The following is a 25,606-nucleotide window of genomic DNA, read 5'->3' as shown; positions in this document are numbered from 1 at the left end:
TCCATCTTAGGTTATCATTTCGATTAACTTAAATATTTTCTTTTAAAATATGATACTTAAAACCTTGGTATATATACCCTTGTCTTAAATACATATCTTTAGCAGTATCTTCTCCATCTGCAACAAGAATAACAGGTCGCTCGTTAGCCATACGTCCAACGTAAGCTTGTATTTCAGAACCAATACCTTGATGTTGGAATTCTTTTAAAACCCCAAAACCATCTATTTCTATTGTTTTATCCGTCATTATAATATCAACTATTCCAACTGGTTGCTGGTTAACATATGCAACTAAACGTTCAATGTCATCCAAGTTGTGTGAGCTATAAATATGTTGTTTAACCATGTTGGCATAGTTATCACCAAAAGGCCGTGCAAACGCATCATAGACATGAAGGTAATCATTGATATTACTACTTGTTACAAGTTGAATATCTACGTCTCTTTTGCGTGAAAGTTCCTTTAACGCTTTAGCTTCAATGACATAAAGCTCAAGTACTCCTATCTGAAAACCTAGGTCACGTATTTTTTCCAACAATACTTCATCTATATTTTCATTAGCTGGAAATGAAAATGAAAGATGATAGGATGATTGATTTAGATGCGTTTTCTTTTGAACCTCAATGTCTTTAAGCCATTGATTCATTGTTGGCATCGTTTTATAAATCCACGTGTTACTCGCATATTTTAAAGGTTGAGAAGGTAAGAGATAAATCACCTTTCTAGAATCTTCAGTTATTTTATTTCCATCAATATAAATATCTTTAAAAGTTATTTTCGACATAAATATCGCCTCATCAACTTCATTATTATTTTTTAGTTACTGAATAAGAGTCTTGAAACGTGAATGATTTAAAATTGCTGCACCTATTAAACTTGCAATAATAGCCTTAATAATATCACCTGGCATAAATGTAAATGATAATATAAATGCCTTAGAGATAGGTATATGTATAATGAAGCCCATAATGATTGTACCTAATATATCTAATCCTAATACACCGATAACTAGTGTAGCTATAAAAATCACTAAGAAATTAATTTTATGCAAATATGCATCACGAATAATACCTATAAAGTAAGCTACAACAGGATATAAGAATAAGAATCCTGCCGAAGGTCCTGCAAATACGCCAATTCCCCCACGGCCTCCAGAAAGCACTGGTAAACCTGTAGCTACTAATAATAAAAAGACAATAACACTTGTAGTACCAAGTTTTCGCCCTAAAATAATTCCTGCCAAAAAGATTCCTATATTCTGTAATACAATAGGTACTGGCATAAATGGCAGAGGTACACTTGGTACTAAACCTAAAATACAAATGATAGCAGTCATTAAAGCTGTATATACTAAATTTTTTGTAGTCACTTGTTCAACCTCCTTACATAGATTTTATTATAGCACCCTTGTAAACTTTTATGAACGGAAAGTTTACAATAAGTTGAAGTAGATGATCTTTTTATTAACTAATAAAACTTAAGACTCAATTTTCTTTGCTAAATCCGTTATGTATTTAAAAAATGCTTGTTTATTTACATCCGTAATGACTTGAACTTCACGTCCATTTTCAGATTGGAATGTTCTCCCTTGACTAGGTCCTTGACTGACTACATCAATTTTCAATTTCGTTGATTCAACTAAATTTGGAGAACCCACATAAGCAGTAGTTAATACATCCCATAAAAAGTATGTTGAATTGGTCACAAAATGTGTGAGTGGTGGTACTGCTGCGTAACTTGTGCCCAGAAAATCAACGCCTAAATATTGTCTTTTATCTGCCCACATTTGACGAACTTCCATTGTTAGAGGGACTTGATTTGTACTTTCTAAAGCAACAATATCGACAATCATATCACTATCTAATACAACTTTTACAGCCTCGGGATCCCAAAATGCATTCCATTCAGCTGTACCATCATGTTCTGGTTCTTCAACATTTCCTTTGTCTAAAAACGTTCCACCCATCCAAACTAATTTCTTTATATTTTTTAAAATTGAGTTGTCATAGTTTATAGCTTTAGCTAAATCTGTAAGCGGTCCAGTAAATAACAATGTAACTTTCTCATCACAACGCTTCACCTTACGAATAATATCTATATACGCCTCGTCCTCACTAGCCTTACATCTTTTGGGTATACAAGACTCATTTAGCACTGGTAGGGCATCCATAAAGAAAGCATGCATTCTCCATTCTTTTGGAAAAGGATTTTTCCCTCTTTCATATGATGGTGCTACATTAATTTCAACGTCTGAAAAACGATTTATAATCTTTAATGAAGCACTTAATGAAGGCTCTAAATAGCAGTCTGCACCAATCGTACTTACACCAACAAGTTCTATATTTTCCATTTGTAATAATAAAAATAGTGACACTAAATCATCAACGCCACCATCATGATTAAAATATACTTTGGTCATAGTTGATACTCCTAACGTTTTTAATGAATAACTTAATTATATTTGAAATCTTTTATGACACCAAATAATTTCCAGTTGATCATTGAATACATGCCAATCTATAAATAATTAGCAGTTACATAGCCATTTCATTATGATTGCATTAGAAAAGCCTGTGACAAAAAGATTGTCACAGGCTTGCTTAACTTGAAGTCTATCAATGACTAAATTAAATTATTAATGTACATCGCGCTTTTTTTAAAATTTATATGCGTTGCAATGAAGAATATTAAATTCCATCTCATTCCTTTAAAGAATATCAATATAACATTAGAGTTTGTTTGTAATACTTTTAGCAATATTAGTGTAAGCCATATCTTCCATTGGTGGATTATGTAATCCAGCACGTATATCTCTATAGTACCGCTGAAGAGGTCTGTTCATTTCTAGGCTCTTAGCTCCAACTATTCTCATAGCTAAATCAACGATTTCTATACCTTGGTTCATTACCACCACTTTACTTGCTGAGGTTTCATTCCATATTTGTGCATCCTCTGTATATGATTGATATCCTCTAGCTGTACTCCATAGAAAATGTCTTGCAGAAAGTAATAAACTTTCCATTTTCCCTAAATTTTGTTGCACTGTAGGTAAACTATCAATCGTACCTGTAATACTGTTAGGACGATAATTTTTTGCAAAATCTACTGCATAGTCACGAGCTGCTTGTGCAATACCTAGATAACAGCTCGGTATATGAAGAAGCCAACCATTAGGTCTTGATTCACGTTTTGATTCTACAAAATTTTCATTAGGAACATAAATATTATCAAGAATTAAATCATGGCTCTCAGTCGCTCTCATACCAACCATATCCCAATTGTCAGCAATACTTACTCCTTTAGTTGACCGAGGAATTAAAAAGAATCCCATCGATTTAGTTTCTTCAACATAGGCGCCAACAATATAATGTGTCAATGCTTTACTCATAGATGTAAAGGTTTTAACACCGTTTATAACATAACCATTTTCAACTTTAACAGCATGTGTAGATGGGCGACCACCTCTAGTAGGACTACCAGTTTCCGCTTCACTGACTGCTCTATTGATCAGTGCACCGTGAACAACTTCTTTAGCAAAGGAATCTAACATTGATGGTGTCCACATATGTTGCTCGTACAATTGACCAATTACACTCAAATGCCACCCTATAGATAAAGCAGTCGCTCCATCAATAGCACCCAAATAACTTTGTAAAATCACCATATCTTCAATAGTAGCACCTTCACCTCCATACTCTACAGGCAAAGTTAGTTTAGTATATCCTTCCTTTATCAGCCATTCAATATTTTCATATGGGAATCTAGATTGAATATCATTTTCAGCTGCACGTGCTTTGAATTCACTTTCAATCTTTTTAAATTTACGAATCCACTTCTTTTGAATGTCAGTGTGAATTAAAAAAGACTCCATCACATTTACGCCCCCTATGACTCATTTTATTTTAAAATTAATTATTCATAGTTTAACACTCGACTTTATTTTTTCAAAATTTACGAATGGATCTTCATACGCATTTTTCTCTGATATTGAAAAGTTACCAATAAATATATACATAACTTAACTATGAATATATCTAATTAGTCAATTTTATTTCTTTTATAAAATTTCAATATAAAATCATCGCCACATTCATAATGAAGGCAGATGCTTTTTAGTAGAATTTTGATTTTCAAATACATTTAAATTTTATAAAGTAATGCTAAAATTTCGGACATAAAACGTAGTGAATTAAATATCTGTTCTAAAACAGTTGTGATTATAAATTTAAAAATAATCATAGTGTATCAATTAAGGTTAACTCAATTTGCAAATTTTAATATTTTCACTTTAATTATGCATTATTTATACAGATTGATTTTTAATTCCTGCAAACAACATAATCCATGTAGCAAAAATAAATGGCCATGTTAAAGGTGGTAAACCTAGAGGTGCGAGCAATGTACTCAAACCTAAATGTATGAATGCAGTGAGCACTATTCCTAAAATCATTGCGAGATAACTATGGATTGCTGTCTCAAAAGTGACACCTAGCGCAATCGCAGATAAAACTACATTATAGCCAAAAATGCCGTCATTTATACTACTATAGTCTCCACCCAATAATATAATTATTAGGAACCCAATGATGTTTGCAATTATAGAAACAATTCCAGCTTTTTTAGAACCTATAAAAATCCCTATTAGAATTAATAAACCACCTATTATGCTGGGCATTAAAAATATTTGTCCAAATCCATCTAAAACTGATTGAAAAAAATGAACACGGATGTGGTCATTATTTAAAGATACCTTTTCTATATGCTCCGGAATAATATCAATCTGAGTATGTAACGTTTTAAGTTGATTAGGTATTAACAAAGTAATCCACGTCATAATAACAAACGGGCTAGTTAAAAATGCTATTTTATGTGGTTTCAATACTTCTCTTAACGCTGCTCCAATCGGTAACGTTAAAATAGTGGATACGAATGTGATTAATATACCGCTCCAATTGCTATCCAAAAATAAAGTAAGTGCAATTGCTGTTAATACAGGGTTAAACCCGGCTAATCCACTTTCGATTTCATCTTTTGTGTAATTCATATGTGGTGCCAATATCCAAGTCATTACACTTGCAATTATAGCACTGATTGCTACTTTCCAATTCACTGCAAACAATCCAAATAAAATGAACAATCCAGTATATGGATTATTAATTAAAACCACTTGAGAGATACTACTTAAAATTACTTTTATCAATTTCAATTTTATAGCCTCCTTTTATTCACAACATTAATTATTTAATAAAGACAATTTTCAAATTACCACTAAATATTCATCATATCAATTACATTTTACTAAAATAATGTTTATGTACGCTGGATATTTTTCATATTCATTCAACTTTATACACTTAATTTTAAAAAACATTGTTAATTCGATAAAATTATCAAAGTATTATACTTGTATAATTCATTAAATGGTTTTAATATAAAATTCGCAAGACAAATTAATTTGAAAGAAGGGATAGTTTTGCACTTTACACAACGTGAACAAGACAAATTAATGATAGTTGTAGCTGCTGAGGTTGCACGTCGTAGAAAAGCAAGAGGACTTAAACTTAATCATCCTGAAGCACTTGCTTTAATCAGTGATGAATTATTAGAAGGCGCGCGTGATGGTAAAACGGTGGCTGAACTCATGAGTTATGGAAAAACAATTTTAAATGAGGACGATGTCATGGATGGCGTAGCTAACATGATTACAGAACTTGAAATTGAAGCAACTTTTCCAGATGGTACTAAGTTAATAACAGTCCATCACCCAATCGTTTAAGGAGGCTATATCAATGATTCCTGGTGAAATTATTGTTAAAAATACTGAAATAGAAATCAATAAGCATCACCCCGAAACGGTGATTGAAGTAAAAAATACAGGCGATAGACCTGTACAAGTAGGTTCACATTTCCACTTTTTCGAAGCAAATAAGGCATTAGAATTTGATTGTGAGAAAGCATATGGTAAACATTTGGATATTCCTGCAGGCGCAGCAGTGAGATTTGAACCTGGTGATGAAAAAAAAGTACAACTTGTCGAATATTCTGGACGACGTAAAATTTATGGATTCCGTGGTTTAGTCGATGGCGATATTGATGAAGAACGCGTATTTCGTCCAAATGATTCAAATCAAAACGCCGCTGTTAAAAACGATGCAGGCGAAGACAATGCGAATAAAAAAGGTGGTAAATAAGCATGAGTTTTAAAATGACACAATCTCAATACACAAGTCTTTATGGACCAACTGTAGGAGACTCTGTGAGATTAGGAGATACGAACTTATTTGCACAAGTTGAGAAAGACTATGCAAATTATGGCGATGAAGCTACTTTCGGTGGCGGTAAATCAATTCGTGATGGTATGGCTCAAAATCCTAATGTGACAAGAGATGATAAAAATGTAGCTGATTTAGTTTTAACGAACGCATTAATTATTGATTATGACAAAATTGTTAAAGCAGATATCGGAATTAAAAATGGTTATATTTTTAAGATCGGTAAAGCTGGAAACCCAGATATAATGGATAACGTTGACATCATCATTGGTGCAACAACTGATATTATTGCTGCTGAAGGTAAAATTGTTACTGCCGGCGGTATCGATACACACGTGCACTTCATCAATCCTGAACAAGCTGAAGTTGCACTTGAGAGTGGTATTACAACGCATATCGGTGGAGGAACTGGTGCTTCTGAAGGGGCTAAAGCGACTACTGTAACACCAGGACCTTGGCATATTCATCGTATGTTAGAAGCAGCAGAAGAGATGCCTATTAATGTAGGATTTACTGGTAAAGGTCAAGCTGTCAATCATACTGCACTTATTGAACAAATTCATGCAGGCGCTATAGGTCTTAAAGTACATGAAGATTGGGGAGCTACACCTTCAGCATTAAGTCATGCATTAGACGTTGCAGATGAGTTTGATGTTCAAGTCGCTTTACATGCAGATACATTAAATGAAGCTGGATTTATGGAAGATACTATGGCTGCTGTTAAAGATCGTGTATTGCATATGTATCATACTGAAGGAGCTGGTGGTGGTCATGCACCTGACTTAATCAAATCAGCTGCATATTCAAACATCTTACCTTCTTCAACAAACCCAACATTACCTTACACTCATAACACTGTAGATGAACATTTAGACATGGTTATGATCACACACCATCTTAATGCTTCAATACCAGAAGACATTGCATTTGCAGATTCTCGTATACGTAAGGAAACTATAGCAGCAGAAGACGTATTACAAGATATGGGCGTATTTAGTATGGTAAGTTCAGATTCACAAGCAATGGGTCGTGTCGGTGAAGTTGTAACACGTACTTGGCAAGTTGCACACCGTATGAAAGAACAACGCGGGCCATTAGATGGTGACTATGAATATCACGATAATAATCGTATTAAACGTTACATTGCAAAATATACAATCAATCCTGCCATTACACATGGTATTTCTGATTATGTTGGATCTGTGGAAGCGGGTAAACTTGCCGATTTAGTAATGTGGGAACCTGAGTTCTTCGGTGCCAAACCTGATCTTGTTGTTAAAGGTGGCATGATTAACTCAGCAGTAAATGGTGATGCTAATGGCTCCATACCAACTTCAGAGCCTTTGAAATATCGCAAAATGTATGGTCAATTTGGCGGTAACATTACACATACTGCTATGACTTTTGTTTCTAATACTGCATACGAAAACGGTATTTATCGTCAACTTAATTTAAAACGTATGGTACGTCCTGTTAAAAATATTAGAAATTTAACTAAAGCAGATATGAAAAATAATAATGCTACACCTAAAATAGATGTGGATCCACAAACATATGAAGTATTTGTTGATGGTAATAAGATTACGAGTGAAGCAGCAAAAGAATTACCTTTAACGCAAAGATACTTCTTATTCTAGGAGGACGTAAATCATGATTATAGAAGAAATACAAGGAAATATTGCTAATTTATCACAAGATGAAAAGCAAAAACATGTTGAAAAAGTCTATCTTGAAAACTCAGATTTGGTTAAACGTATACAACGTGTTAAAACAGATCACGGTAATGAAATAGGAATACGTCTTAAACAACCCATTGATTTACAGTATGGTGATATCTTATATCAAGACGATACAAACATGATTATTGTCGATGTAAATAGTGAAGACTTACTAGTAATTAAGCCTAGAAGTTTAAAAGAAATGGGAGATATTGCCCATCAACTTGGTAATCGACATCTGCCTGCCCAATTTACAGAAACTGAAATGCTTATTCAATATGACTATCTTGTTGAAGATTTATTAAAAGAGTTGGGTATCCCCTACTCACATGAAGACAGAAAGGTCAATCAAGCATTTCGACATATAGGACATTCGCATGATTGATCATCAACATTTAAGACTATTTCAGTTCTGTGATTCTCAGTTTCCAACTGGTGCATTTAGTCATTCATTTGGACTTGAAACATATATTCAAAGAGAAGCTGTTCATGATACTGAGACATTTATTGAATGGTTAACATTGTTCATAAATGAACAATTAACTTATTCAGATGGGTTAGCTATGAGAATTGTGTATAATGCACTAATACGCAATGATAAAGATAAAATTTTAGATATTAACCAAAAACTATTCGTACAAAATTTACCTAAAGAAACACGTATTGGCGCTAAGCAAATGGGCACACGCATGGTAAAATTAGCTTTAGATCTTTATGAAAGTGAATGGATTCAATGGTACTATGACCAAATGAAAAGTCATAAAATACAGCTTCATCCAGCTGTGTGCTTTACTATGCTAGGACATGATTTAGGCGTCAATGTAGAGTCCATCATTGATTATTACTTATATCAAAATATCTCTAGCCTTACCCAAAATGCAGTTAGAGCGATTCCTTTAGGACAAACAGCTGGGCAGCAAGTCGTAACTGAAATGATATCCCATATCGAGAAGGTACGTAATCACATACTAGAATTAGCTGAGAGTGATTTTGGTATGACTGCTCCCGGCTTAGAACTTAATCAAATGGAACATGAAAATGTTCATGTTAGAATCTTTATTTCATAGGAGGCATATGAGATGTCAAATCCAATTAAAATTGGTATCGGGGGCCCTGTTGGTGCAGGTAAAACCCAATTAATAGAAAAAGTGGTTAAACGTCTTGCTAAAGAAATGAGCATTGGCGTTATAACAAATGATATCTATACTAAAGAAGATGAAAAAATATTAGTTAATACTGGTGTTTTACCAGAAGATAGAATCATTGGTGTAGAAACTGGAGGTTGTCCTCATACAGCGATTCGTGAAGACGCCTCAATGAACTTCGCAGCCATAGATGAGTTATTAGAACGTAATGATGATATTGAACTCATTTTTATTGAATCAGGTGGCGATAACTTAGCGGCTACGTTTAGTCCAGAACTTGTTGACTTTTCAATTTATATCATTGATGTTGCACAAGGCGAAAAGATACCACGTAAAGGTGGTCAAGGTATGATTAAATCTGATTTCTTCATTATTAATAAAACAGACCTTGCACCATATGTGGGCGCTTCATTAGATCAAATGGCTAAAGATACTGAAGTATTTCGTGGAAATCGTCCATTTGCTTTTACAAATTTAAAAACTGATGAAGGTTTAGAAAAAGTTATTGAGTGGATTGAGCAAGACGTCTTACTCAAAGGGTTAGCTTAATGGGTAATCAGAGTTGGACTGGCCAATTGGATTTAACAGTTTTTAATAATGGCCAAAACTCAAAAGCACGAAATATATATTTTGAAAAAGCGCTCAAAGTCCTACGCCCTATATATTTAGAACAATCTCCTGTACCAACTTTCTATATTGTGAATGTTGGTGGAGGTTATCTAGATGGAGATAGATACCGGGTCAACGTCAACTTAGAAGATAAAGCACAAGTAGTACTCACTTCTCAAGGTGCAACTAAAATATATAAGACGCCCAATGATCATGTAGAACAGCATCAAACATTTCATTTATCAAATCAGTCATATATGGAATTTGTGGCAGATCCTATTATTGCCTACGAAAATGCTAAATTTTACCAGCATAATACGTTCCATCTTAAAGAAGATAGTGCTATGTTTTACACTGATATATTAACACCAGGATATTCATCTAAAGGACAAGATTTTACGTATAAATATATGCATCTTATTAATGAAATTTACATTGAAAATCAATTAGTTGTTTTTGATAATATGATGTTAAGTCCTGAGAAAAGTAAGCTCGACGGTATTGGGTATATGGAAAACTATACACATCTAGGTTCTGCTTATTTTATCCATCCGGACGTAAATCAAAGTTTCATAGACGATATTTACGTGGCGGTTGCTGATTTTCAAAAACAATACGACTGTAGAATAGGTATCTCACAATTACCTACTCATGGATTGGCTGTTCGTATTTTGACTAAAAGAACTCAAATAATAGAAGAAATTTTGACTCGTGTTCAATCATATATCAATCAAACGATTTATCATCGACAAATTAACTCCTTAAGAAAATATTAATTTTTTCAAATAAAAAGACTAGGTACTCACTTTAAAGTGGGATACCTAGTCTTTTTTAGAAATCTTCATCTTAAAAACACACATGAAACGCCAGTGTCTTAGTATTATTTGATATAGTTTTCTAATTCTAAAATCAATTTTTTTATTTTTTCTCGTTGTTCATCGGATACAAATACAATTACTGTTCTTTCATCATGCACGCTTCTTTTTTTAGATAATAAATTTAAATCTTTTAATTTTTGTAATGCTTTAGTTAAATAATACGGTTTAAACTCTGAACATGTAGCAATTTCTTTTGAAGATATTTCGTTAGATTCACTTTTTAAAATGTGATTAAGAATATAAATTTCTTCATAATTTAAATTATATTGCTTTTTAGTATCTCTAAAAAATTTTTTAACTTGAAATGTCGCATTAACCAAATCATTGATGTCTTTAATTTTTCCCATTATAAAACCACTCCTCTGATGCACATCTTGTTGTAGCAAGGTTCACATGTATTTTATCTAACCGAAAATTTCTCCGCCCATGTTACAAGGTACATTTTAAACAAATAAGTATAAGAATTCAATATTTTTATAACTACAAAATGCATTTATACATTTATTTCTTAACCAAAACATTTATAATAGTGAAATTGATGTAATTAAAAATATTAATACTAATAATATATCACTAATTACGTCATCGTATTTTTTAAAATTTTAATATAACATATCTGTTTAATTGGAATTAATTCGTATACATCAAAAGAGCAGTCAAATTTTTTACATAAGGCATTTTAAAGGTATCAAATCTTTTACAATTCAAAATTTTAAGTTCATCGTAAATACCACATAATAAACTAGTATATTTATTGAATTTGTTGTTTTATATAATAAACAAAAGCTTGTACATCTTCAGTCTTAATTTCACGCATTGGAACTGTTCCAATATTGAACTCAAATATAATATCTGAACCATCAAAATGAATTTGATTAATTTCATCATAACGTATATTTCGATAATAAAATTGTCCATTCATATCAACATTCATAATTAACCGCTCATTTGTTGCTATGAAGGCACCTTCAAATTTAGTCTGACCCTGTACGTTATACTCAATTATACCTAATACAGAGGGTCCTTTTTTCTCTGTAGGAAATAAATCATCTGGATTCACATTGTCTAAAATCATTCTTTCAACTCCTTTTAGTTAATACAAATTTTATTTTATACATGCTGTATTCCCTGTTCTAATTTATTGTAACATTCCTCGATTTCTGACTGAATCACATTAATTTTTTCTTTTCTAAGTGTTAATACAATATAGCGTTCATCATCTCTACTACGACTTTTAATGAGATAACCTTTTGACTGTAAGGTCTTAATAATAGGTCCCAATGAAATGATTCCCTTTAAAGAATGTACTTTTATGCTTTTAAATGTAGTCTTGTTATCACTAATGATAAGTAACCCAAGAAGGTATAATTCTTCTAATGTTAAATGTTGAGGGGTACAAGATTGTTCAATCACTCTAAATTGACTATGGCATTTTAAATAATACGATAATAAAGTTGAATGATTGATTTCGTTTATTAATGTAGATTTCACCTCTAAGAAGTGTTCTAGTTCTTCAATTAATTGAGTTATTTTACTACATTGATTTTGAGTTAACGTAATAACTAGTCTACGTTGGTCGTATGGATGTCGTTTTTTTGAAATCCAATTAAATTCATATAGATGTGTAATACTTTTTAACAATTTGTTTTTTTGATAATTTTTGTAAAAGATGATCATATTTAAACTTAATTCTTCTTTATGATTTTCAGTGAAATGTAATATAAATATTAATAATTTAAGCTGTTCAATTGTCAGTTGGTAGCCATATTTCAAATATTCTATTGTGACGTGATCTAATACAAAATGGGCTAAGAATCGTTTAATCTTCTGTTGTTGCATTTGATGATAATCCTTTCTTAGTCAACAACCTTGCACGACTACGAACAAAGAAATGTTAAATGAGCAATACTCATTTTAGGAAGATCAACTATTGCTTGTTGGCTTTCTTTACTCTTCAACTTTGCTAACCAATATTGATGTGGGTATGATACATGACTATCTAGCTCATCATTCTCATTCATTAAAAGTGGTATCATTTCTATATATTCATATTCTGCATGGTTGAGTGATTGAATATCTGAAAAAATTAATTGTTGATGGTTTGCATTTTCCTTAATCGTATTTTTTAAAGAGATAGCAATGGCCTGATATTCATACTTATATTTAGTCATAATGATTGCATCATCTTTATAGACGATTGTCCCCCTTAATTGGTTAAACATTCTTATTACATATGACAAGATATGATACGGTTTTAAATTTGAATGATATGTTACTGTGGTAGCGTAATCAGAGGAAGGTTGTATTAAAACACCTCTCACTTCTCCACACATTTTAATTAATGTATGAATATGTTGAATCCATGGATATTCCACAATCTCACTTTTTAAATCGGTCAAATAGCTGGTTTCCAAAATGACTTTTTCAAATGATATCTCTTTAATATATAAATGTAATTGATTAATAGGAATGAAAATTTGAGTCACTTGTTTTTCTAAATTTTGATAATTAACATTTCCATTTTTCTCATTTTTAATACGATAATTTAATTTATAATATTCAAAATAAGAACTAATCATCTTTTTTAACTGCACTACTTGTTTTAACATCATGTCCTCTACAATAAATTCAATCTCAAGTTGATTAAATTCCCTTAGCATGATGAATAACATTTGAAATGTTAACTTCAGGGCCATTTTTTCCTTTGATGTAAAAGTATCATGTCGATCGGTAATGATTTTAAATGTTGGAATTAAATTCAAACCGGAACAAAAACGTAAAATTTTCAACATCTCATAACGACATAACTCTTTGTTTTCAATCATAGAAGTGTAGTTAAGCTCTATTACATAGCGCATTGATTTTTGACTTAAACTTAAATTACGCTTTATATGAATTATCTGCTCCTGATCAAGAATAGTACTTCGGTTATCTTCAATATAAATATCATAAGAACGATATTTTTTCTCTTTATCTGACATCTCAATATATTTTTTACTTATTATTTTTGAATCTAAATTTTGTAATTCGTGAATGTTCATAAGAAAATGTCTATCTAAATCAATTTCTTCAGCAGTATTTTTGAAGATAGACGTCGCTATATAATCTCTTCTAATCAATTTAGGTGTGTAACCATATGTATTTTTGAATAATTGTATAAATCGAGAATAATGATGAAAACCATGATCTATAGCTATTTCTTCGATAGGTTTATGGGTTGTCAAAATATCTATAAGACAAAATTTTAATCTAAGTTGATTTAAATATTGATTAAATGTTTGAAATGGCGTTTGTTTAAACATAGATGTAAGTGCTTGATTTGATAGGTTAACAGCTTCAGCTAGTTCATGTTTGTTGATTTTACTGTCATGATGATCCACTAAATATTGATGTATATCTTCAGATAAATAAAAATCTTTATTGACATCAAGTTTTGGTTTCTTTAGATAACTCAATTCAATAAGTAAAAATTGTATCAATCTTTGTATCTCGGACACATCATTATAAGATAAACAATGTAACTCTAATATTTTTAATATCCAGTATTTTATTCTATCTCTACTACGTTCATCAATCTTTGTACCACTTATTAAAAATTGCGTATCCTTCTGACTAGTATATCGATGTATTGGTATATCGATAATACAACACATGGTATCCGTATTACTTAACAGTGAATACGTATCATTCATTACTACAAACGCTATATCATCTTTCTTTAATGTATGTTTCTGAACATTGATAGTGATTTCACATTTCCCTTTCAAACAATAAAATACCTTTACACTCAGTGCCTTTTCTGTATTAATGGCTAAATTATTAAAAACACGTATCGAATAATTTTCTCTCATATGTCTTCCTCACGATGTCCTAGTGTGTATTTTAAATTAAACTTCTCCCCGATTGCTAAACTAAATTTAACTAGACAACATCTATTTTTCAGTGTCTATTATACAACTCTCAAAAAATTAGTAGTAACAAATTAGATTTTAATTATATCAATTTTCTTTTCTATTTATATAGCTTTCTCAAAATATTGCTCAATCATATCATCAAATCAACGTAAAATATCAAAAATTCAAATACTGTTTATTCACATTGCTATGTTAATTATTATCAAAAAGAATTTTCAGTAATTTTACATTCATGTAACAATGTTTGTGTTGCTCAAAATCAAATACTTTAAAAATGCTGAGCGTATCATTTCTATTCATATTACATAAATTAATTGGGTTAAATGAGATTGTGTAACAATATTAGCAAAAAATTACAAATCAATAACAATGCACACAAACATCAATTTTTCTGTTAGAGTATGGCTTGTCGTTAAACAAGAACGAACTAAAAATTATTTTGTAACTCATTGATCACATGATTATTAATTATAAAAAAACTAGTTTAATTTTCAGGAGGATATTTAACAATGAAAAAAATCGCTACAGCTACAATTGCAACTGCAGGAATCGCTACTTTCGCTTTTGCACACCATGACGCACAAGCAGCAGAACAAAATAATAATGGGTACAATCCTAACGACCCTTATTCATATAGCTATACTTACACAATCGATGCTGGAGGTAACTACCACTACACTTGGAAAGGTAACTGGAGTCCAGATCGTGTAAATACTTCATATAACTATAATAGTTATAATAACTACAACAACTATGGTTACAATAACTATAGCAACTACAATAACTACAGTAATTACAACAACTATCAATCAAACAACACGCAATCACAAAGAACAACTCAACCGACTGGTGGTTTAGGCGCAAGCTATTCAACATCAAGTAGTAATGTTCACGTTACAACAACTTCTGCACCATCATCAAACGGTGTATCTTTATCAAACGCTCGCTCAGTATCTGGTAACTTATACACTTCAGGTCAATGTACATATTATGTATTTGACAGAGTAGGTGGCAAAATCGGTTCAACATGGGGTAACGCAAACAACTGGGCAAACGCTGCAGCACGTTCTGGTTACACAGTAAACAATTCACCAGCTAAAGGTGCAATCTTACAAACATCACAAGGTGCATACGGACACGTAGCATACGTTGAAGGTGTAAACAGCAATGGTTCAATCAGAGTTTCAGAAATGAACTACGGTCACGGTGCAGGTGTTGTCACTTCACGTACAATCTCTGCGAGCCAAGCTGCTTCATATAATTATATTCACTAATCATATATAAAACTTGTATAACATAGTCAAATACCTGAGACAATGATAATCAATGTCTCAGGTATTTTTTAGCAGTATTTTACCAACTTATACAGTGTAGAGCCATTGTCTTTATATAAAATTAAAGTAATACATCAACGCTCTATGATTATAGATATTAAAAAATTGAGATTAAAACGTATTAATAAACGCTTTAACCTCAATTACAACTTTTAACAAATTCAATTGTTGTGGTAGTTTTCTCAATAATTATGCCATTTCAAAAATAGTGTCAAAAGAATTCGTCGTGTACTGTCATGCATTTATTTCGCTACAAGACAAATACATGATATGTACATAAAGGATATTAACAAACTTGAAACGACTTATGATACTATAGCTACAATTCATATCGTAAGTTAATGTTTCAACTATTATTTACATTCCACTTACGATAATATTTAAACTTATTTTCTACTTATTTTTTTAATTCCTATACCTGTAAAGCCATAAATTATTGCAATGAAGGCACATAAGTAACATGGAATTGCCCATATAAAGAACTGATCAACTGAAACATTAAGTTGTTGTGCATAATATATACCAGATGTGCCCCATGGAATGAGTGGCAATACCATTGTACTTGAATCTTCAAGTGTACGCGATAACACTGCCTTTGAGACATTCATCTTTTCGAACATATCTTTCATAAGTACGCCTACCATAATAATAACTATTGAAGCAACTCCTGCTGCAAATACTAGCATAATACTACAAACTACAGTTATTAATACTAGTGTTCCAATTGACTTTACTCCTTTAGCTATTGTCTCTAAAATTACGTCTAAACAACCTGCCTTTTCAACAATACCAGCAAAAGCATAACCACAAAATATAGTTACAATGATTTGAGTCATGCTCATCATACCACCCTGCTCTATCAACGTTTTGGCATTATCTGAAATATGAGACTGGTGTAGCATCGTATGATTAAATCCATCAAAACAAGCTTTAAAACCATCTTTCATATTAAATTGATGATTAAATGTTCCAATAACCAATGCACTAATACTAGAGATAAGCATTGACGGTACTGTAGAGATTCTAAATATTAAACATAAAATGATGATAATAAATGGGATCCACACCCAAAAATTCAAGTTATAAATTGTTGATAATTCTTTTAATAGATTTTGAATTTGTTGTGTATTTGCATCTCCCTTAAATTGTAATCCAACAATAAACCATATAGCCAACCCTATTATAGATGCAGGGATTGTTGTCCACATCATCGATTTAATATGAGCAAAAATATTAACTTTAGTTACGAGAGCTGCCAAATTTGTAGTATCAGATAATGGAGACATTTTATCACCAAAAACAGCCCCTGCAATAATGGCACCAGCAGCCATACCTGCTGGCACACCTAATTGATTAGCAATTGATATGAGTGCAATGCCTGCTGTTGATGCTGATCCCCAAGCTGTTCCTGTAGCAATTGAAGTCATTGCACTGATTATAAATGCAGATACTAATAAATAACTTGGGTTTAAAAATTTAAGTCCATAGAAAATTAACGCTGGAACTGTTCCAGAATACATCCAACTTCCTACAATGATTCCAACAGCTAAAATAATAAAGAGGGCTGGCATCGCCGTGCTCAATCGATGAGTAATCCCTTCTTCTAAATCCTTCCATTTTAACCCCACTCTATGTGCAATCAATGCTGCATAAGCTGAAGAAATTAATAATAATACTTGTATCGGAACATCAAAGAAAACAAAACCGATTACCACAACAACAACCATAACTAAAATAGTTGAAATAGATTCTAAAAAAGTAGGATATCTATACTTTTGAGTCATACTTTTGCTCCCTTCAGTATGATTTGAAACAAAACCTCTTTTCTTAAATTTTAATTGCTAAACATTACTCTAATCCTAATTTATCTAAGCCTAATTCCTCGATAGTGAGTCCTTCTTCAAAGAAATCGCGTTCAAGAATTGTTGAAGCTATCATAATAACAGCATCGATATTAGGTGTCGGGACATCAATGACACGTCCTAAACTAGACCATAGTACTAATCCATATGCAATATCTTCAGTTAAATAACGATTTTCAACATGATTCGGTCCTGGAATTTGAGAAAACACAGGGCTAGTATTAAAAAGACGATTTAACGGTTCATCTTCATCTTTACGTTCCAAATAACCTCTTTGAATCCTTGATTCTTTGGCAGTCGATAATTCAAAACCTAATTTTCTCCCTAAATTTAAACGTTCTATCTCAATAGCATGTAATAATCTCACAGTATGCTTTGTTATGCCTTCTTTATATAAAGAAAACTCATCCGAGTAATCAATACGTCCAACGTTCAATAATGTTGGTCCAGGATGTACTTCTGGGTTACCATTTTCAAGATTCGTTTTAAGTAAACTTTCTTCTTTCACAAGATAATCGTAAATTTTAGATACCTTTTCATAACTTTCATTTAACTCACTACGATCAAATGTTGAAAAGAACACACGGCGAACATTTAAAGATAAATCTACTTTAGCATTGTTAAAATCAACACGTGTACCATATGTTAATGTATTTGCTTCTGCAAAATGTGGATGTACATCAATATGACGATCTTCTAATACATTCATAAATCGTATTGAACCCATCGAAGCAGCAATGTTAAAGAAAATGAGATGGTCGTTCGTCACAAATTTTGACATCACTTTAGCATAATATTCAATGAATGATGAAGGAATAATAACTTGGACGATATCTGCACCATCTAAAACGTACTCCATATCATCACTAATATCAGTAAACTCTATAAACTTCTCTTCTCCCTCATTATTAAAATCAAAACCACCTTTTTCTAGGGCCGCATCAAATTTACTAATAGATTCATTACGACAATATAATCGTACATCATGCCCTTTATCTACCATATCCACTGCAGCAGTTACTGCACCATTACCTGAACCTACAATAGCTATTTTCATTTTTTTACCTCTTTTCACTAAATTTTTATGATTATACTACAATAAGTCACTATAATATTTTGTATTCTTACCATAAAAAAGGAGTGGTTCTCAATTCAAACATAATCTGATTGAACGATGTGCCTCTCCACATGTATGTAATGATTAAAATATGTACTAGAACTGCATTATAATATGAAATTTTATCGTTTACTTTACTATTATATATAACGCTTAAAATTTTATTAATAACAACAGTACTATATAACCAAATTATCTATATTTCAAACTACTTCGTCAATCGATATAAAGACCAAATTTAACATTTAATAAATAATTAATTATTGATACAATTATAGTTATATTAAGTAAATTTTTTACAAATGGAGGCAAAACCTATTATGGACAAAGAAACGAATTACAATGAATTAGAATCTAAGAATGTGTCTAATCAAGCTTCAACAGACAATTTATCGAATGACAATACAATACACCACCAATCAACTATTCAAAATGAGGAAAGTCAAGATAATCGTTTAATGGCAATGTTAATTTATTTATTAAGTTTATTTACTGGTATCATTGGTCCTTTGATTATTTGGTTACTCAAACGTAAAGAGTCTCGACTTGTTGATGTATCTGGGAAAACGTATCTGAACTATTTTATTTCTTATACTATCTATTCAACAGTAGGCGTGATATGTATGTTTATGATTGTTCCTTTAATGAATATAAGTGAAAGTTTAGCCATCTTATTATTAATTTTGCTGCTGGTGGTAGTCTTCATCTTATTGGCATTGTTAATAATGTCATTTGTGTGTACAATTATTGCTTGCGTAAAATATATGTCTGGCAAAACTTACACTATCCCACTCACGATACCGTTTATAAAATAAGTTACATTATTACAGAATCATTGTAATAAAACACTTGAAATTATTTACATTATGACCCTTCAAATCTTGATTTGAAGCACATTAACAATATAAATTGAGTTCGTAATCTTGGTTATCTTTTATTACATAGATAATCAAGGTTTTTTTATTTTGTTTACGAATAAGTAACAATCCCCATATTTTCAATTAAATCTGTTAAAGTATTCAGTGTTGTTAAGAACAACTTCATGTACACATGAATGAGTAAACATGTTAATAACTTTTTAAATCAATTTGCAGTACATCTAATAAATATTACAATTTTTGGAGGCGTTAAATATTATGAAAAAAATCAAAACAATCTCGACATTGGTAGCTGGACTTGGTATAGCATTTCTAGGTCACACAACACATGCAGATGCGGCTGAAAATAATAATCAACAACAAAGTACATATAACTATAGTACAACTGATGTATCATTTTCTAAATCAGGAAATTTATATACTTCTGGCCAATGTACTTGGTATGTTTACGATAAAACTGGTGGAAAAATCGGATCAACATGGGGGAATGCAAATAGCTGGGCATCTGCAGCTCAAGCAGCAGGATTCACTGTAAATAATACACCTGAAGAAGGTGCAATTATGCAATCATCTGAAGGTGCTTTCGGACATGTTGCTTTCGTTGAAAGTGTCAATAATGATGGTTCAATTACTGTATCAGAAATGAACTATGATGGTGGTCCATTCTCTATAAGTACACGAACAATCTCTGCCAGTGAAGCAAGTTCATATAATTACATCCACCTAAACTAATCAGTATTTAAACTAATAAAATTGCTCCAATCTATTCTTGTGTAAGAATAGATTGGATTTTTTATTTAATAGGAATGTTTGTGAGAAGCCATTGCCTCGAAATTACTAATTTGAGAAAATGGTTCTATTACTTTAATAGGAGGAATAAAAGAATGCAATGGCTTAAAGTTATATTAGCCGGTTTTATTGAAATCATCTGGGTCACCGGACTTGATCAAGCGCATTCATTGTTTACATGGATATTCACCCTCTTTTTTATTGCTTTAAGCTTTTTTCTAGTCATTGATGCTTCGAAGCACTTACCAGTTGGTACAGTATATGCATTTTTTGTTGGAATCGGTGCTGTTGGTACAGTGTTAGTTGATATGATTTTCTTCAACCAACCATTTACTTTCACTAAAATATTTTTAATAATGACCCTTATTTTAGGAATAATAGGATTAAAACTTACAACTGATGCAACGAAAGAAGGGAGATAAAAAGTATGGCTTGGTTATTTCTAATGATAGCCGGAAGTTTTGAAATTTTGGGTGTTGTTCTTTTAAACGAGCTATCACGTACAAAGAATAAAATTTATGTCATTTTTTTAGGATTAGCATTTATATTAAGCTTTAGTACGTTAAAATTTGCAATGGTATCTATTCCTATGGGGACTGCCTACGCTATATGGACAGGAATTGGTACAGCTGGTGGTACATTGATTGGAATGATTTTTTATGGAGAGTCTACACGTATAAGTAGAATTTTATGTATTTTATTAATCATCATTTCAGTTGTTGGATTACGTTTAATAAGTTATTAATATCAATCATTAAGGTTTAATGATTGTTTGCGCTTTCTTATTTTACTATACTATTCATAAAAGAAGGAGTGATGGTTATGACAAAAGTTTATATTGCAGGCGCAATACCTGAAGTGGGACTTAACTTATTGAAAGAACATTTTGAGATAGACATGTATGATGGCGAGGGGCTTATTGATAAAGAAACCTTAAAAAAAGGGGTAGAACATGCAGATGCATTAGTAAGTTTACTATCAACTTCTGTTGATAAAGATATTATTGATAGTGCTAATAACCTTAAAATTATTGCGAATTATGGTGCAGGTTTTAATAATATTGATGTCGAATATGCAAGACAACAAAATATAGATGTTACAAATACACCACATGCTTCGACAAATGCTACTGCTGATTTAACAATCGGTTTAATTTTATCAGTAGCGCGTAGAATTGTAGAAGGAGATCATTTATCCAGAACAACTGGTTTTGATGGTTGGGCACCCTTATTCTTCCGAGGTAGAGAGGTATCAGGAAAAACTATTGGTATTATAGGTTTAGGTGAAATTGGAGGTGCAGTGGCTAAACGCGCACGTGCATTTGATATGGATGTACTTTACACTGGTCCTCATCGTAAAGAAGAAAAAGAGCGAGATATCGGTGCGAAATATGTAGATTTAGATACTTTACTTAAAAATGCAGATTTTATTACAATCAATGCGGCATATAATCCATCACTGCATCATATGATTGATACTGAACAATTTAAGAAAATGAAATCTACTGCCTATCTAATTAATGCAGGACGTGGTCCAATAGTAAATGAACAAGCTTTAGTTGAAGCACTTGATAATAAAGCTATTGAAGGTGCTGCATTGGATGTATATGAATTTGAGCCAGAAATCACCGATGCATTAAAATCATTTAAAAACGTTGTGCTTACACCTCACATTGGTAATGCAACATTTGAAGCTAGAGATATGATGGCTAAAATTGTTGCGAATGATACAATAAAAAAATTAAATGGTGACGAACCTCAGTTTATTGTCAATTAACTGGTGCATTCAACAACATAAACACAAAAAGAGCTATGAAGATATTGAGTTGAGTCTCTATCTTCATAGCTCTTTATTTATTAAAATTACTGCATTTTTAATATTTAACTTTATCATTTAACAATATATGTCATCATATATTACTTTTCTTTGGATTTGTATAAAAATTTTGTTTGAGCTGATGCCAAAGCATTTGGTATCAATTTCATCGCGGTATTTCTAAGTTTAACAGTTAATTTATGATGCTTTTGAGCCATTTTACCTATCTTTTTCGAACGTCTAATCACTTTTGCGGTATGTTTAACTCTAAGTTTATCGTAACGCTCAATCGCTTTATTAAAATCATATTTTTCTAAACAATTAACTAATACAATTGCATCTTCCATAGCTTGACTAGCACCTTGTCCCATATTAGGCGTAGTGGCATGCGCAGCATCGCCCATTAAAATAGTACGTCCATAAACGAATGTCTTCAGCGGTTTTAAATCATATATGTCATGAAGTAATATACCTGTTTCACTTTGCTTTTCCAACACTTTTCTCACTTCATCTGGAAAGTGATTAAAATATGCTTGAAGATGGGGTTTTCCAAAAGATTGATATTTTGGATCTCCTTCTTTAGCATGAACAGTAATAAACCAATAAGCACGTTGATTAATTAATGGGACTATACCTACTCGCCCTTTAACACCCCAATATTCATTCGCAACATGTTGGTCATTAAATTGTACATCTTCAACCATTCCTCTAAAACATGTGTAACCATTGTAACGAATTTTAGTTCGCGCACCTACAGACTCTCTTACTACAGAATGTATCCCATCAGCACCAATACACAAATCAAATGATTCACTTTCCTGTTTGATAAAATGTAGGGTAACCTTACAACTCGTTTGTTCAATTTTAGTAACTTTAAATCCTGTGTGAATAGATGATTCTTTGACATATGACTGTATGATTTCAATTAAAGTTTGTCTAGATAATGCGACATTTAGGGAATGAGTCTTCAATTTAGCGCTCATTAATGGGGTGCCTTGCTCATCATAAATATTCATTGCGGTAAGATTTTGACCAGCATTTTTAATGCCTTTAGCAAGGTCATGATGCCCTAATTTTTTTAAAACATTATCTCCTATCCCAATACCAGCGCTCAATTCGTTTATAGAATTATTTTTTTCAAACACTTTAACTTGATGACCTTGTTCTTCTAATAACGCAGCAGCAGTTAAACCACCTATACCTGCGCCTACTATTGCTATTTTCATGTTTTACACCTCAAATTTATCATTCTTTATTATTTTAGCACACACACACATGTTGAAAAGCAAACCCTTCTATTTTAATTGCCAATGAATACAATTCTCTAGTTAAAAATAATGAATATATCTATTCGTTCTATCGTTAATGCTCAATTTAAATTTTCACTCTATTGTAAAAAAATATTTAAATATTCTACATGGGTATATGCTTCCGAATATTCTTTTAAAGCTAAAAAACCTGAGACATCTTTTATTGTCCCAAGTTTTTTATCATATAGCTAATCATTGGCAAAGTTAAAACTATTCTGTTTGAAGCTTTTCATATATGAATTGCCCAAATAGAATGAAATGCTTAGTTGATTGCTCAATCATTCTCTAATTTTATTTATTTGTAATATTTTTTTCTTATATGATCTTTTTTTATTCCATATTTATCATAGTATTTCTCCATTAAATCAGCTATATTATTAGCCCACTGAATATCACTAGCATATTGATGTTGGCCTGGATTTTGTGGATTCCACCGCATTTGATATAAGTTCAATTGATTATTTTTAAAGTAATGGAATCTCACAAACCACGCGCCGCCCATTATCGCTTTTTCAGGAGTGGTCCACTTCTTCTGTTTAGCAAAACTTTTACCAGTCTTTACAGCATCTTCGTCAAAAGCACCAATACCAAAAAAGTTATAATAGTGATGGTCACCTTCTTTAATTCCATTTGATAAATCTGATTGACCATTTCCTGTCTCAACTAGTGCATGACTAATGAGATATATGATATTCACTTCATATTTATCTTGGGCTTTAATAAACGTTGATCCCTTATTTTCTAAAATACCTTTTCCTTTTAAGATATGGTTAACTTCTTTCTCTGACATAGGTACTTTTTCCGATATGTCCATGTACTTCAAATTATTATCACTATGTTTTATTTGCATAGCTTTCTCTATATCTTGTTTGGAAGCATATATAAACTTACCATTAACTTCTTTAGTATGGATATTTCCTTCACTTGTTTGAAGTGACACCGCTTCTTTAAATGTATGTTTAACATCATTTTTAAAAAGGTTTGTATCAAATATAAGGAAAAGTATTGCTAAAATAGCGAGTATGCTAATTATGAACAATGTTGTCATACGAAGCCGAGTATTCTTTAACATTTCGACAAACTCCTAAAAATTTTAAGATAATACAAAATAGGCTACTACGATAGCAATCATCACTATAAAGAAAGAGACATTAATTGCAATTTTCATACCTGTACGGTGTCTGAACATAACATTAAAAATAACGAGACTAATTGTTAATGATACAACAAAAAATGCAATAGCTAACATGAGTTTTAGCATAATTAGACAAATGATTCCAATAACTAATAGTACATTAGATGTGATTGCTAGAGCTTTTAATACTTTAGGATTGATATGCGTCACTCCTTCTATGATTTTTAATAACATTATTAATCATACATGATTAGAAGAATAAATGTCGACTCATAATACGTTAAAAAGTTTTTATATCAAATGTACTAGAAATTTAAGGTATAGATGTTAGTTTAAAAGTGTATTAAACCGTAATAGATTTAGTTATTACTAGACATTCCTCTAAGCAGATTTAACATATAAGTCATACTACGATTGAGATCATCATCACGTAAAAATCCAACAAGACTTTTAATTGTTGTTTTGTCACCAGGTTTTGTTAGATTCGCAGCATGTATCCCTCTGTTTAAACGAGATAATAATTCACTTAAATCTTTAACATCTAATTCTCCTAGCAAAAAGACAAGTTGTGCCATATTTGTTAAAACGCCTGAATATATATCTTTATTCAATTCAACGGCAAATTTATTAATGATGACTTGTCTTGCTTTTAAACCACCATTTAATGCATCCAGAATTTTAGCTTCATCTAATATACCAATTAAACGTATTGCTTTTAAAATACTATCTTTATTTTCTACAATTGCATCGATAACATCATTCAAACTTTCTTGTTTAATTTGCTCATATGATTTTTTTAAACGTTTAATTTCAGTAATTCTCTCTGCCAT

Annotated in this window: 28 protein-coding genes; 13 read left to right on the top strand and 15 right to left on the bottom strand. The window is 31.6% G+C overall.

All coding sequences use genetic code 11. The features are described from left to right. Positions 1-28: 28 nt before the first annotated feature. From NST35_RS03065 to yut, 5 genes are all read right to left on the bottom strand, one after another. Positions 29-784, bottom strand: a complete 756-nt coding sequence (locus NST35_RS03065) for a GNAT family N-acetyltransferase (protein ID WP_002457960.1) — start codon at positions 782-784, stop codon at positions 29-31. 36 nt (positions 785-820) lie between these two features. Then, positions 821-1,369 (bottom strand): biotin transporter BioY, encoded by a 549-nt coding sequence (locus NST35_RS03060; protein ID WP_002457961.1) that lies wholly within the window; start codon positions 1,367-1,369, stop codon positions 821-823. A gap of 108 nt (positions 1,370-1,477) precedes the next feature. Then, on the bottom strand, positions 1,478-2,419 hold the full coding sequence (locus NST35_RS03055; protein ID WP_002457962.1) for a nucleoside hydrolase: 942 nt from the start codon (positions 2,417-2,419) through the stop codon (positions 1,478-1,480). Positions 2,420-2,728: 309 nt separating this feature from the next. Continuing rightward, entirely contained in the window at positions 2,729-3,871 is a 1,143-nt protein-coding gene (locus NST35_RS03050; protein WP_181877256.1) for an acyl-CoA dehydrogenase family protein, read from the bottom strand. 432 nt (positions 3,872-4,303) lie between these two features. After that, a complete protein-coding gene (gene yut / locus NST35_RS03045) occupies positions 4,304-5,206 on the bottom strand; it encodes an urea transporter (RefSeq protein ID WP_002457964.1) in 903 nt (300 codons plus the stop codon). 267 nt (positions 5,207-5,473) lie between these two features. On the opposite strand from yut, the gene NST35_RS03040 reads away from it, so the two are divergent. Genes NST35_RS03040 through NST35_RS03010 form a run of 7 tightly spaced genes read left to right on the top strand, consistent with a single transcriptional unit; the run spans position 5,474 to position 10,520 of the window. Next, a complete protein-coding gene (locus NST35_RS03040) occupies positions 5,474-5,776 on the top strand; it encodes an urease subunit gamma (protein WP_002457965.1) in 303 nt (100 codons plus the stop codon). A 13-nt stretch (positions 5,777-5,789) separates the two neighbouring features. Beyond that, a complete protein-coding gene (locus NST35_RS03035; RefSeq protein ID WP_340747253.1) occupies positions 5,790-6,191 on the top strand; it encodes an urease subunit beta in 402 nt (133 codons plus the stop codon). Between the two features lie 2 nt (positions 6,192-6,193). Next, the gene (gene ureC, locus NST35_RS03030) at positions 6,194-7,909 is read left to right on the top strand and encodes an urease subunit alpha (RefSeq protein ID WP_002447295.1); all 1,716 of its coding nucleotides are present in this window, start codon (positions 6,194-6,196) and stop codon (positions 7,907-7,909) included. A gap of 13 nt (positions 7,910-7,922) precedes the next feature. Beyond that, positions 7,923-8,375, top strand: coding sequence for an urease accessory protein UreE (gene ureE / locus NST35_RS03025; RefSeq protein WP_002457967.1), 453 nt, complete (start codon positions 7,923-7,925; stop codon positions 8,373-8,375). Further along, positions 8,368-9,057, top strand: coding sequence for an urease accessory protein UreF (locus NST35_RS03020; RefSeq protein WP_002447293.1), 690 nt, complete (start codon positions 8,368-8,370; stop codon positions 9,055-9,057). Before ureE ends, NST35_RS03020 begins: the two co-directional genes overlap by 8 nt. A 12-nt stretch (positions 9,058-9,069) precedes the next feature. Beyond that, complete coding sequence (gene ureG / locus NST35_RS03015; protein ID WP_002447292.1) at positions 9,070-9,684, top strand: urease accessory protein UreG; 615 nt, start codon at positions 9,070-9,072, stop codon at positions 9,682-9,684. Beyond that, a complete protein-coding gene (locus tag NST35_RS03010) occupies positions 9,684-10,520 on the top strand; it encodes an urease accessory protein UreD (RefSeq protein WP_002457968.1) in 837 nt (278 codons plus the stop codon). Before ureG ends, NST35_RS03010 begins: the two co-directional genes overlap by 1 nt. A 104-nt stretch (positions 10,521-10,624) precedes the next feature. Here the strand turns inward: NST35_RS03010 and NST35_RS03005 are convergent, their stop codons facing one another. The 4 genes from NST35_RS03005 to NST35_RS02990 form a co-directional block, all read right to left on the bottom strand. Beyond that, positions 10,625-10,969: a SarA family transcriptional regulator gene (locus NST35_RS03005; protein ID WP_002457969.1), complete on the bottom strand. Its 345-nt coding sequence runs from the start codon at positions 10,967-10,969 to the stop codon at positions 10,625-10,627. 404 nt (positions 10,970-11,373) lie between these two features. Next, positions 11,374-11,697, bottom strand: coding sequence for a PH domain-containing protein (locus NST35_RS03000; RefSeq protein WP_340747252.1), 324 nt, complete (start codon positions 11,695-11,697; stop codon positions 11,374-11,376). A 35-nt stretch (positions 11,698-11,732) separates the two neighbouring features. Beyond that, the gene (locus tag NST35_RS02995) at positions 11,733-12,461 is read right to left on the bottom strand and encodes a transcriptional regulator, SarA/Rot family (protein WP_002457971.1); all 729 of its coding nucleotides are present in this window, start codon (positions 12,459-12,461) and stop codon (positions 11,733-11,735) included. 38 nt (positions 12,462-12,499) lie between these two features. Continuing rightward, entirely contained in the window at positions 12,500-14,473 is a 1,974-nt protein-coding gene (locus tag NST35_RS02990; protein WP_002457972.1) for a helix-turn-helix transcriptional regulator, read from the bottom strand. Positions 14,474-15,045: 572 nt separating this feature from the next. On the opposite strand from NST35_RS02990, the gene NST35_RS02985 reads away from it, so the two are divergent. Continuing rightward, positions 15,046-15,810 (top strand): CHAP domain-containing protein, encoded by a 765-nt coding sequence (locus NST35_RS02985; RefSeq protein ID WP_002457973.1) that lies wholly within the window; start codon positions 15,046-15,048, stop codon positions 15,808-15,810. A 446-nt stretch (positions 15,811-16,256) separates the two neighbouring features. On the opposite strand, the gene nhaC is transcribed toward NST35_RS02985, so the two are convergent. Both nhaC and NST35_RS02975 read right to left on the bottom strand, forming a co-directional pair. Then, entirely contained in the window at positions 16,257-17,654 is a 1,398-nt protein-coding gene (gene nhaC, locus NST35_RS02980; RefSeq protein ID WP_002457974.1) for a Na+/H+ antiporter NhaC, read from the bottom strand. A gap of 64 nt (positions 17,655-17,718) precedes the next feature. Then, positions 17,719-18,789: an NAD/NADP-dependent octopine/nopaline dehydrogenase family protein gene (locus NST35_RS02975; RefSeq protein ID WP_002476249.1), complete on the bottom strand. Its 1,071-nt coding sequence runs from the start codon at positions 18,787-18,789 to the stop codon at positions 17,719-17,721. Positions 18,790-19,169: 380 nt separating this feature from the next. Here NST35_RS02975 and NST35_RS02970 point away from each other — a divergent pair, with 380 nt between their 5' ends. The 5 genes from NST35_RS02970 (at position 19,170) to NST35_RS02950 (ending at position 22,292) form a co-directional block, all read left to right on the top strand. Beyond that, positions 19,170-19,664: a DUF4870 domain-containing protein gene (locus tag NST35_RS02970; protein WP_002457976.1), complete on the top strand. Its 495-nt coding sequence runs from the start codon at positions 19,170-19,172 to the stop codon at positions 19,662-19,664. A gap of 321 nt (positions 19,665-19,985) precedes the next feature. Beyond that, complete coding sequence (locus tag NST35_RS02965; RefSeq protein WP_002447283.1) at positions 19,986-20,459, top strand: CHAP domain-containing protein; 474 nt, start codon at positions 19,986-19,988, stop codon at positions 20,457-20,459. Positions 20,460-20,611: 152 nt separating this feature from the next. Continuing rightward, positions 20,612-20,938, top strand: a complete 327-nt coding sequence (locus NST35_RS02960; protein WP_001830041.1) for a DMT family transporter — start codon at positions 20,612-20,614, stop codon at positions 20,936-20,938. Positions 20,939-20,943: 5 nt separating this feature from the next. After that, positions 20,944-21,261, top strand: coding sequence for a DMT family transporter (locus NST35_RS02955; protein WP_002447282.1), 318 nt, complete (start codon positions 20,944-20,946; stop codon positions 21,259-21,261). Positions 21,262-21,338: 77 nt separating this feature from the next. Beyond that, positions 21,339-22,292, top strand: coding sequence for a 2-hydroxyacid dehydrogenase family protein (locus NST35_RS02950; protein ID WP_002457977.1), 954 nt, complete (start codon positions 21,339-21,341; stop codon positions 22,290-22,292). A 140-nt stretch (positions 22,293-22,432) separates the two neighbouring features. Here the strand turns inward: NST35_RS02950 and NST35_RS02945 are convergent, their stop codons facing one another. From NST35_RS02945 to NST35_RS02930, 4 genes are all read right to left on the bottom strand, one after another. Then, complete coding sequence (locus tag NST35_RS02945) at positions 22,433-23,557, bottom strand: FAD-dependent monooxygenase (RefSeq protein ID WP_002457978.1); 1,125 nt, start codon at positions 23,555-23,557, stop codon at positions 22,433-22,435. 379 nt (positions 23,558-23,936) lie between these two features. Beyond that, positions 23,937-24,713, bottom strand: coding sequence for an N-acetylglucosaminidase (locus tag NST35_RS02940; protein ID WP_002457979.1), 777 nt, complete (start codon positions 24,711-24,713; stop codon positions 23,937-23,939). Positions 24,714-24,734: 21 nt separating this feature from the next. Further along, complete coding sequence (locus NST35_RS02935) at positions 24,735-25,010, bottom strand: hypothetical protein (RefSeq protein WP_002447277.1); 276 nt, start codon at positions 25,008-25,010, stop codon at positions 24,735-24,737. A 125-nt stretch (positions 25,011-25,135) separates the two neighbouring features. Beyond that, positions 25,136-25,606, bottom strand: a complete 471-nt coding sequence (locus tag NST35_RS02930; protein WP_002457980.1) for a DUF1641 domain-containing protein — start codon at positions 25,604-25,606, stop codon at positions 25,136-25,138.

It is taken from the genome of Staphylococcus sp. FSL W8-0304 (assembly GCF_038006565.1).
GTDB lineage: Bacteria > Bacillota > Bacilli > Staphylococcales > Staphylococcaceae > Staphylococcus > Staphylococcus epidermidis.
This window is presented reverse-complemented; position numbering and strand designations above follow the sequence as displayed.

Excerpts from the sequence above, each read along its gene's own strand:
- ureE (WP_002457967.1), top strand. The coding sequence starts at position 7,923 with ATGATTATAGAAGAAATACAAGGAAATATTGCTAATTTATCACAAGAT.
- NST35_RS02990 (WP_002457972.1), bottom strand. The coding sequence starts at position 14,473 with ATGAGAGAAAATTATTCGATACGTGTTTTTAATAATTTAGCCATTAAT.
- NST35_RS03065 (WP_002457960.1), bottom strand. The coding sequence starts at position 784 with ATGTCGAAAATAACTTTTAAAGATATTTATATTGATGGAAATAAAATA.
- NST35_RS03055 (WP_002457962.1), bottom strand. The coding sequence starts at position 2,419 with ATGACCAAAGTATATTTTAATCATGATGGTGGCGTTGATGATTTAGTG.
- NST35_RS02985 (WP_002457973.1), top strand. The coding sequence starts at position 15,046 with ATGAAAAAAATCGCTACAGCTACAATTGCAACTGCAGGAATCGCTACT.
- NST35_RS03000 (WP_340747252.1), bottom strand. The coding sequence starts at position 11,697 with ATGATTTTAGACAATGTGAATCCAGATGATTTATTTCCTACAGAGAAA.
- NST35_RS02950 (WP_002457977.1), top strand. The coding sequence starts at position 21,339 with ATGACAAAAGTTTATATTGCAGGCGCAATACCTGAAGTGGGACTTAAC.
- NST35_RS03020 (WP_002447293.1), top strand. The coding sequence starts at position 8,368 with ATGATTGATCATCAACATTTAAGACTATTTCAGTTCTGTGATTCTCAG.
- NST35_RS03050 (WP_181877256.1), bottom strand. The coding sequence starts at position 3,871 with ATGGAGTCTTTTTTAATTCACACTGACATTCAAAAGAAGTGGATTCGT.
- NST35_RS03010 (WP_002457968.1), top strand. The coding sequence starts at position 9,684 with ATGGGTAATCAGAGTTGGACTGGCCAATTGGATTTAACAGTTTTTAAT.
- NST35_RS02965 (WP_002447283.1), top strand. The coding sequence starts at position 19,986 with ATGAAAAAAATCAAAACAATCTCGACATTGGTAGCTGGACTTGGTATA.
- nhaC (WP_002457974.1), bottom strand. The coding sequence starts at position 17,654 with ATGACTCAAAAGTATAGATATCCTACTTTTTTAGAATCTATTTCAACT.
- NST35_RS03005 (WP_002457969.1), bottom strand. The coding sequence starts at position 10,969 with ATGGGAAAAATTAAAGACATCAATGATTTGGTTAATGCGACATTTCAA.
- ureC (WP_002447295.1), top strand. The coding sequence starts at position 6,194 with ATGAGTTTTAAAATGACACAATCTCAATACACAAGTCTTTATGGACCA.
- ureG (WP_002447292.1), top strand. The coding sequence starts at position 9,070 with ATGTCAAATCCAATTAAAATTGGTATCGGGGGCCCTGTTGGTGCAGGT.
- NST35_RS02935 (WP_002447277.1), bottom strand. The coding sequence starts at position 25,010 with ATGTTATTAAAAATCATAGAAGGAGTGACGCATATCAATCCTAAAGTA.
- NST35_RS02945 (WP_002457978.1), bottom strand. The coding sequence starts at position 23,557 with ATGAAAATAGCAATAGTAGGCGCAGGTATAGGTGGTTTAACTGCTGCT.
- NST35_RS02970 (WP_002457976.1), top strand. The coding sequence starts at position 19,170 with ATGGACAAAGAAACGAATTACAATGAATTAGAATCTAAGAATGTGTCT.
- NST35_RS02995 (WP_002457971.1), bottom strand. The coding sequence starts at position 12,461 with ATGCAACAACAGAAGATTAAACGATTCTTAGCCCATTTTGTATTAGAT.
- NST35_RS02975 (WP_002476249.1), bottom strand. The coding sequence starts at position 18,789 with ATGAAAATAGCTATTGTAGGTTCAGGTAATGGTGCAGTAACTGCTGCA.
- NST35_RS03035 (WP_340747253.1), top strand. The coding sequence starts at position 5,790 with ATGATTCCTGGTGAAATTATTGTTAAAAATACTGAAATAGAAATCAAT.
- NST35_RS02955 (WP_002447282.1), top strand. The coding sequence starts at position 20,944 with ATGGCTTGGTTATTTCTAATGATAGCCGGAAGTTTTGAAATTTTGGGT.
- NST35_RS02960 (WP_001830041.1), top strand. The coding sequence starts at position 20,612 with ATGCAATGGCTTAAAGTTATATTAGCCGGTTTTATTGAAATCATCTGG.
- NST35_RS02930 (WP_002457980.1), bottom strand. The coding sequence starts at position 25,606 with ATGGCAGAGAGAATTACTGAAATTAAACGTTTAAAAAAATCATATGAG.
- NST35_RS02940 (WP_002457979.1), bottom strand. The coding sequence starts at position 24,713 with ATGTTAAAGAATACTCGGCTTCGTATGACAACATTGTTCATAATTAGC.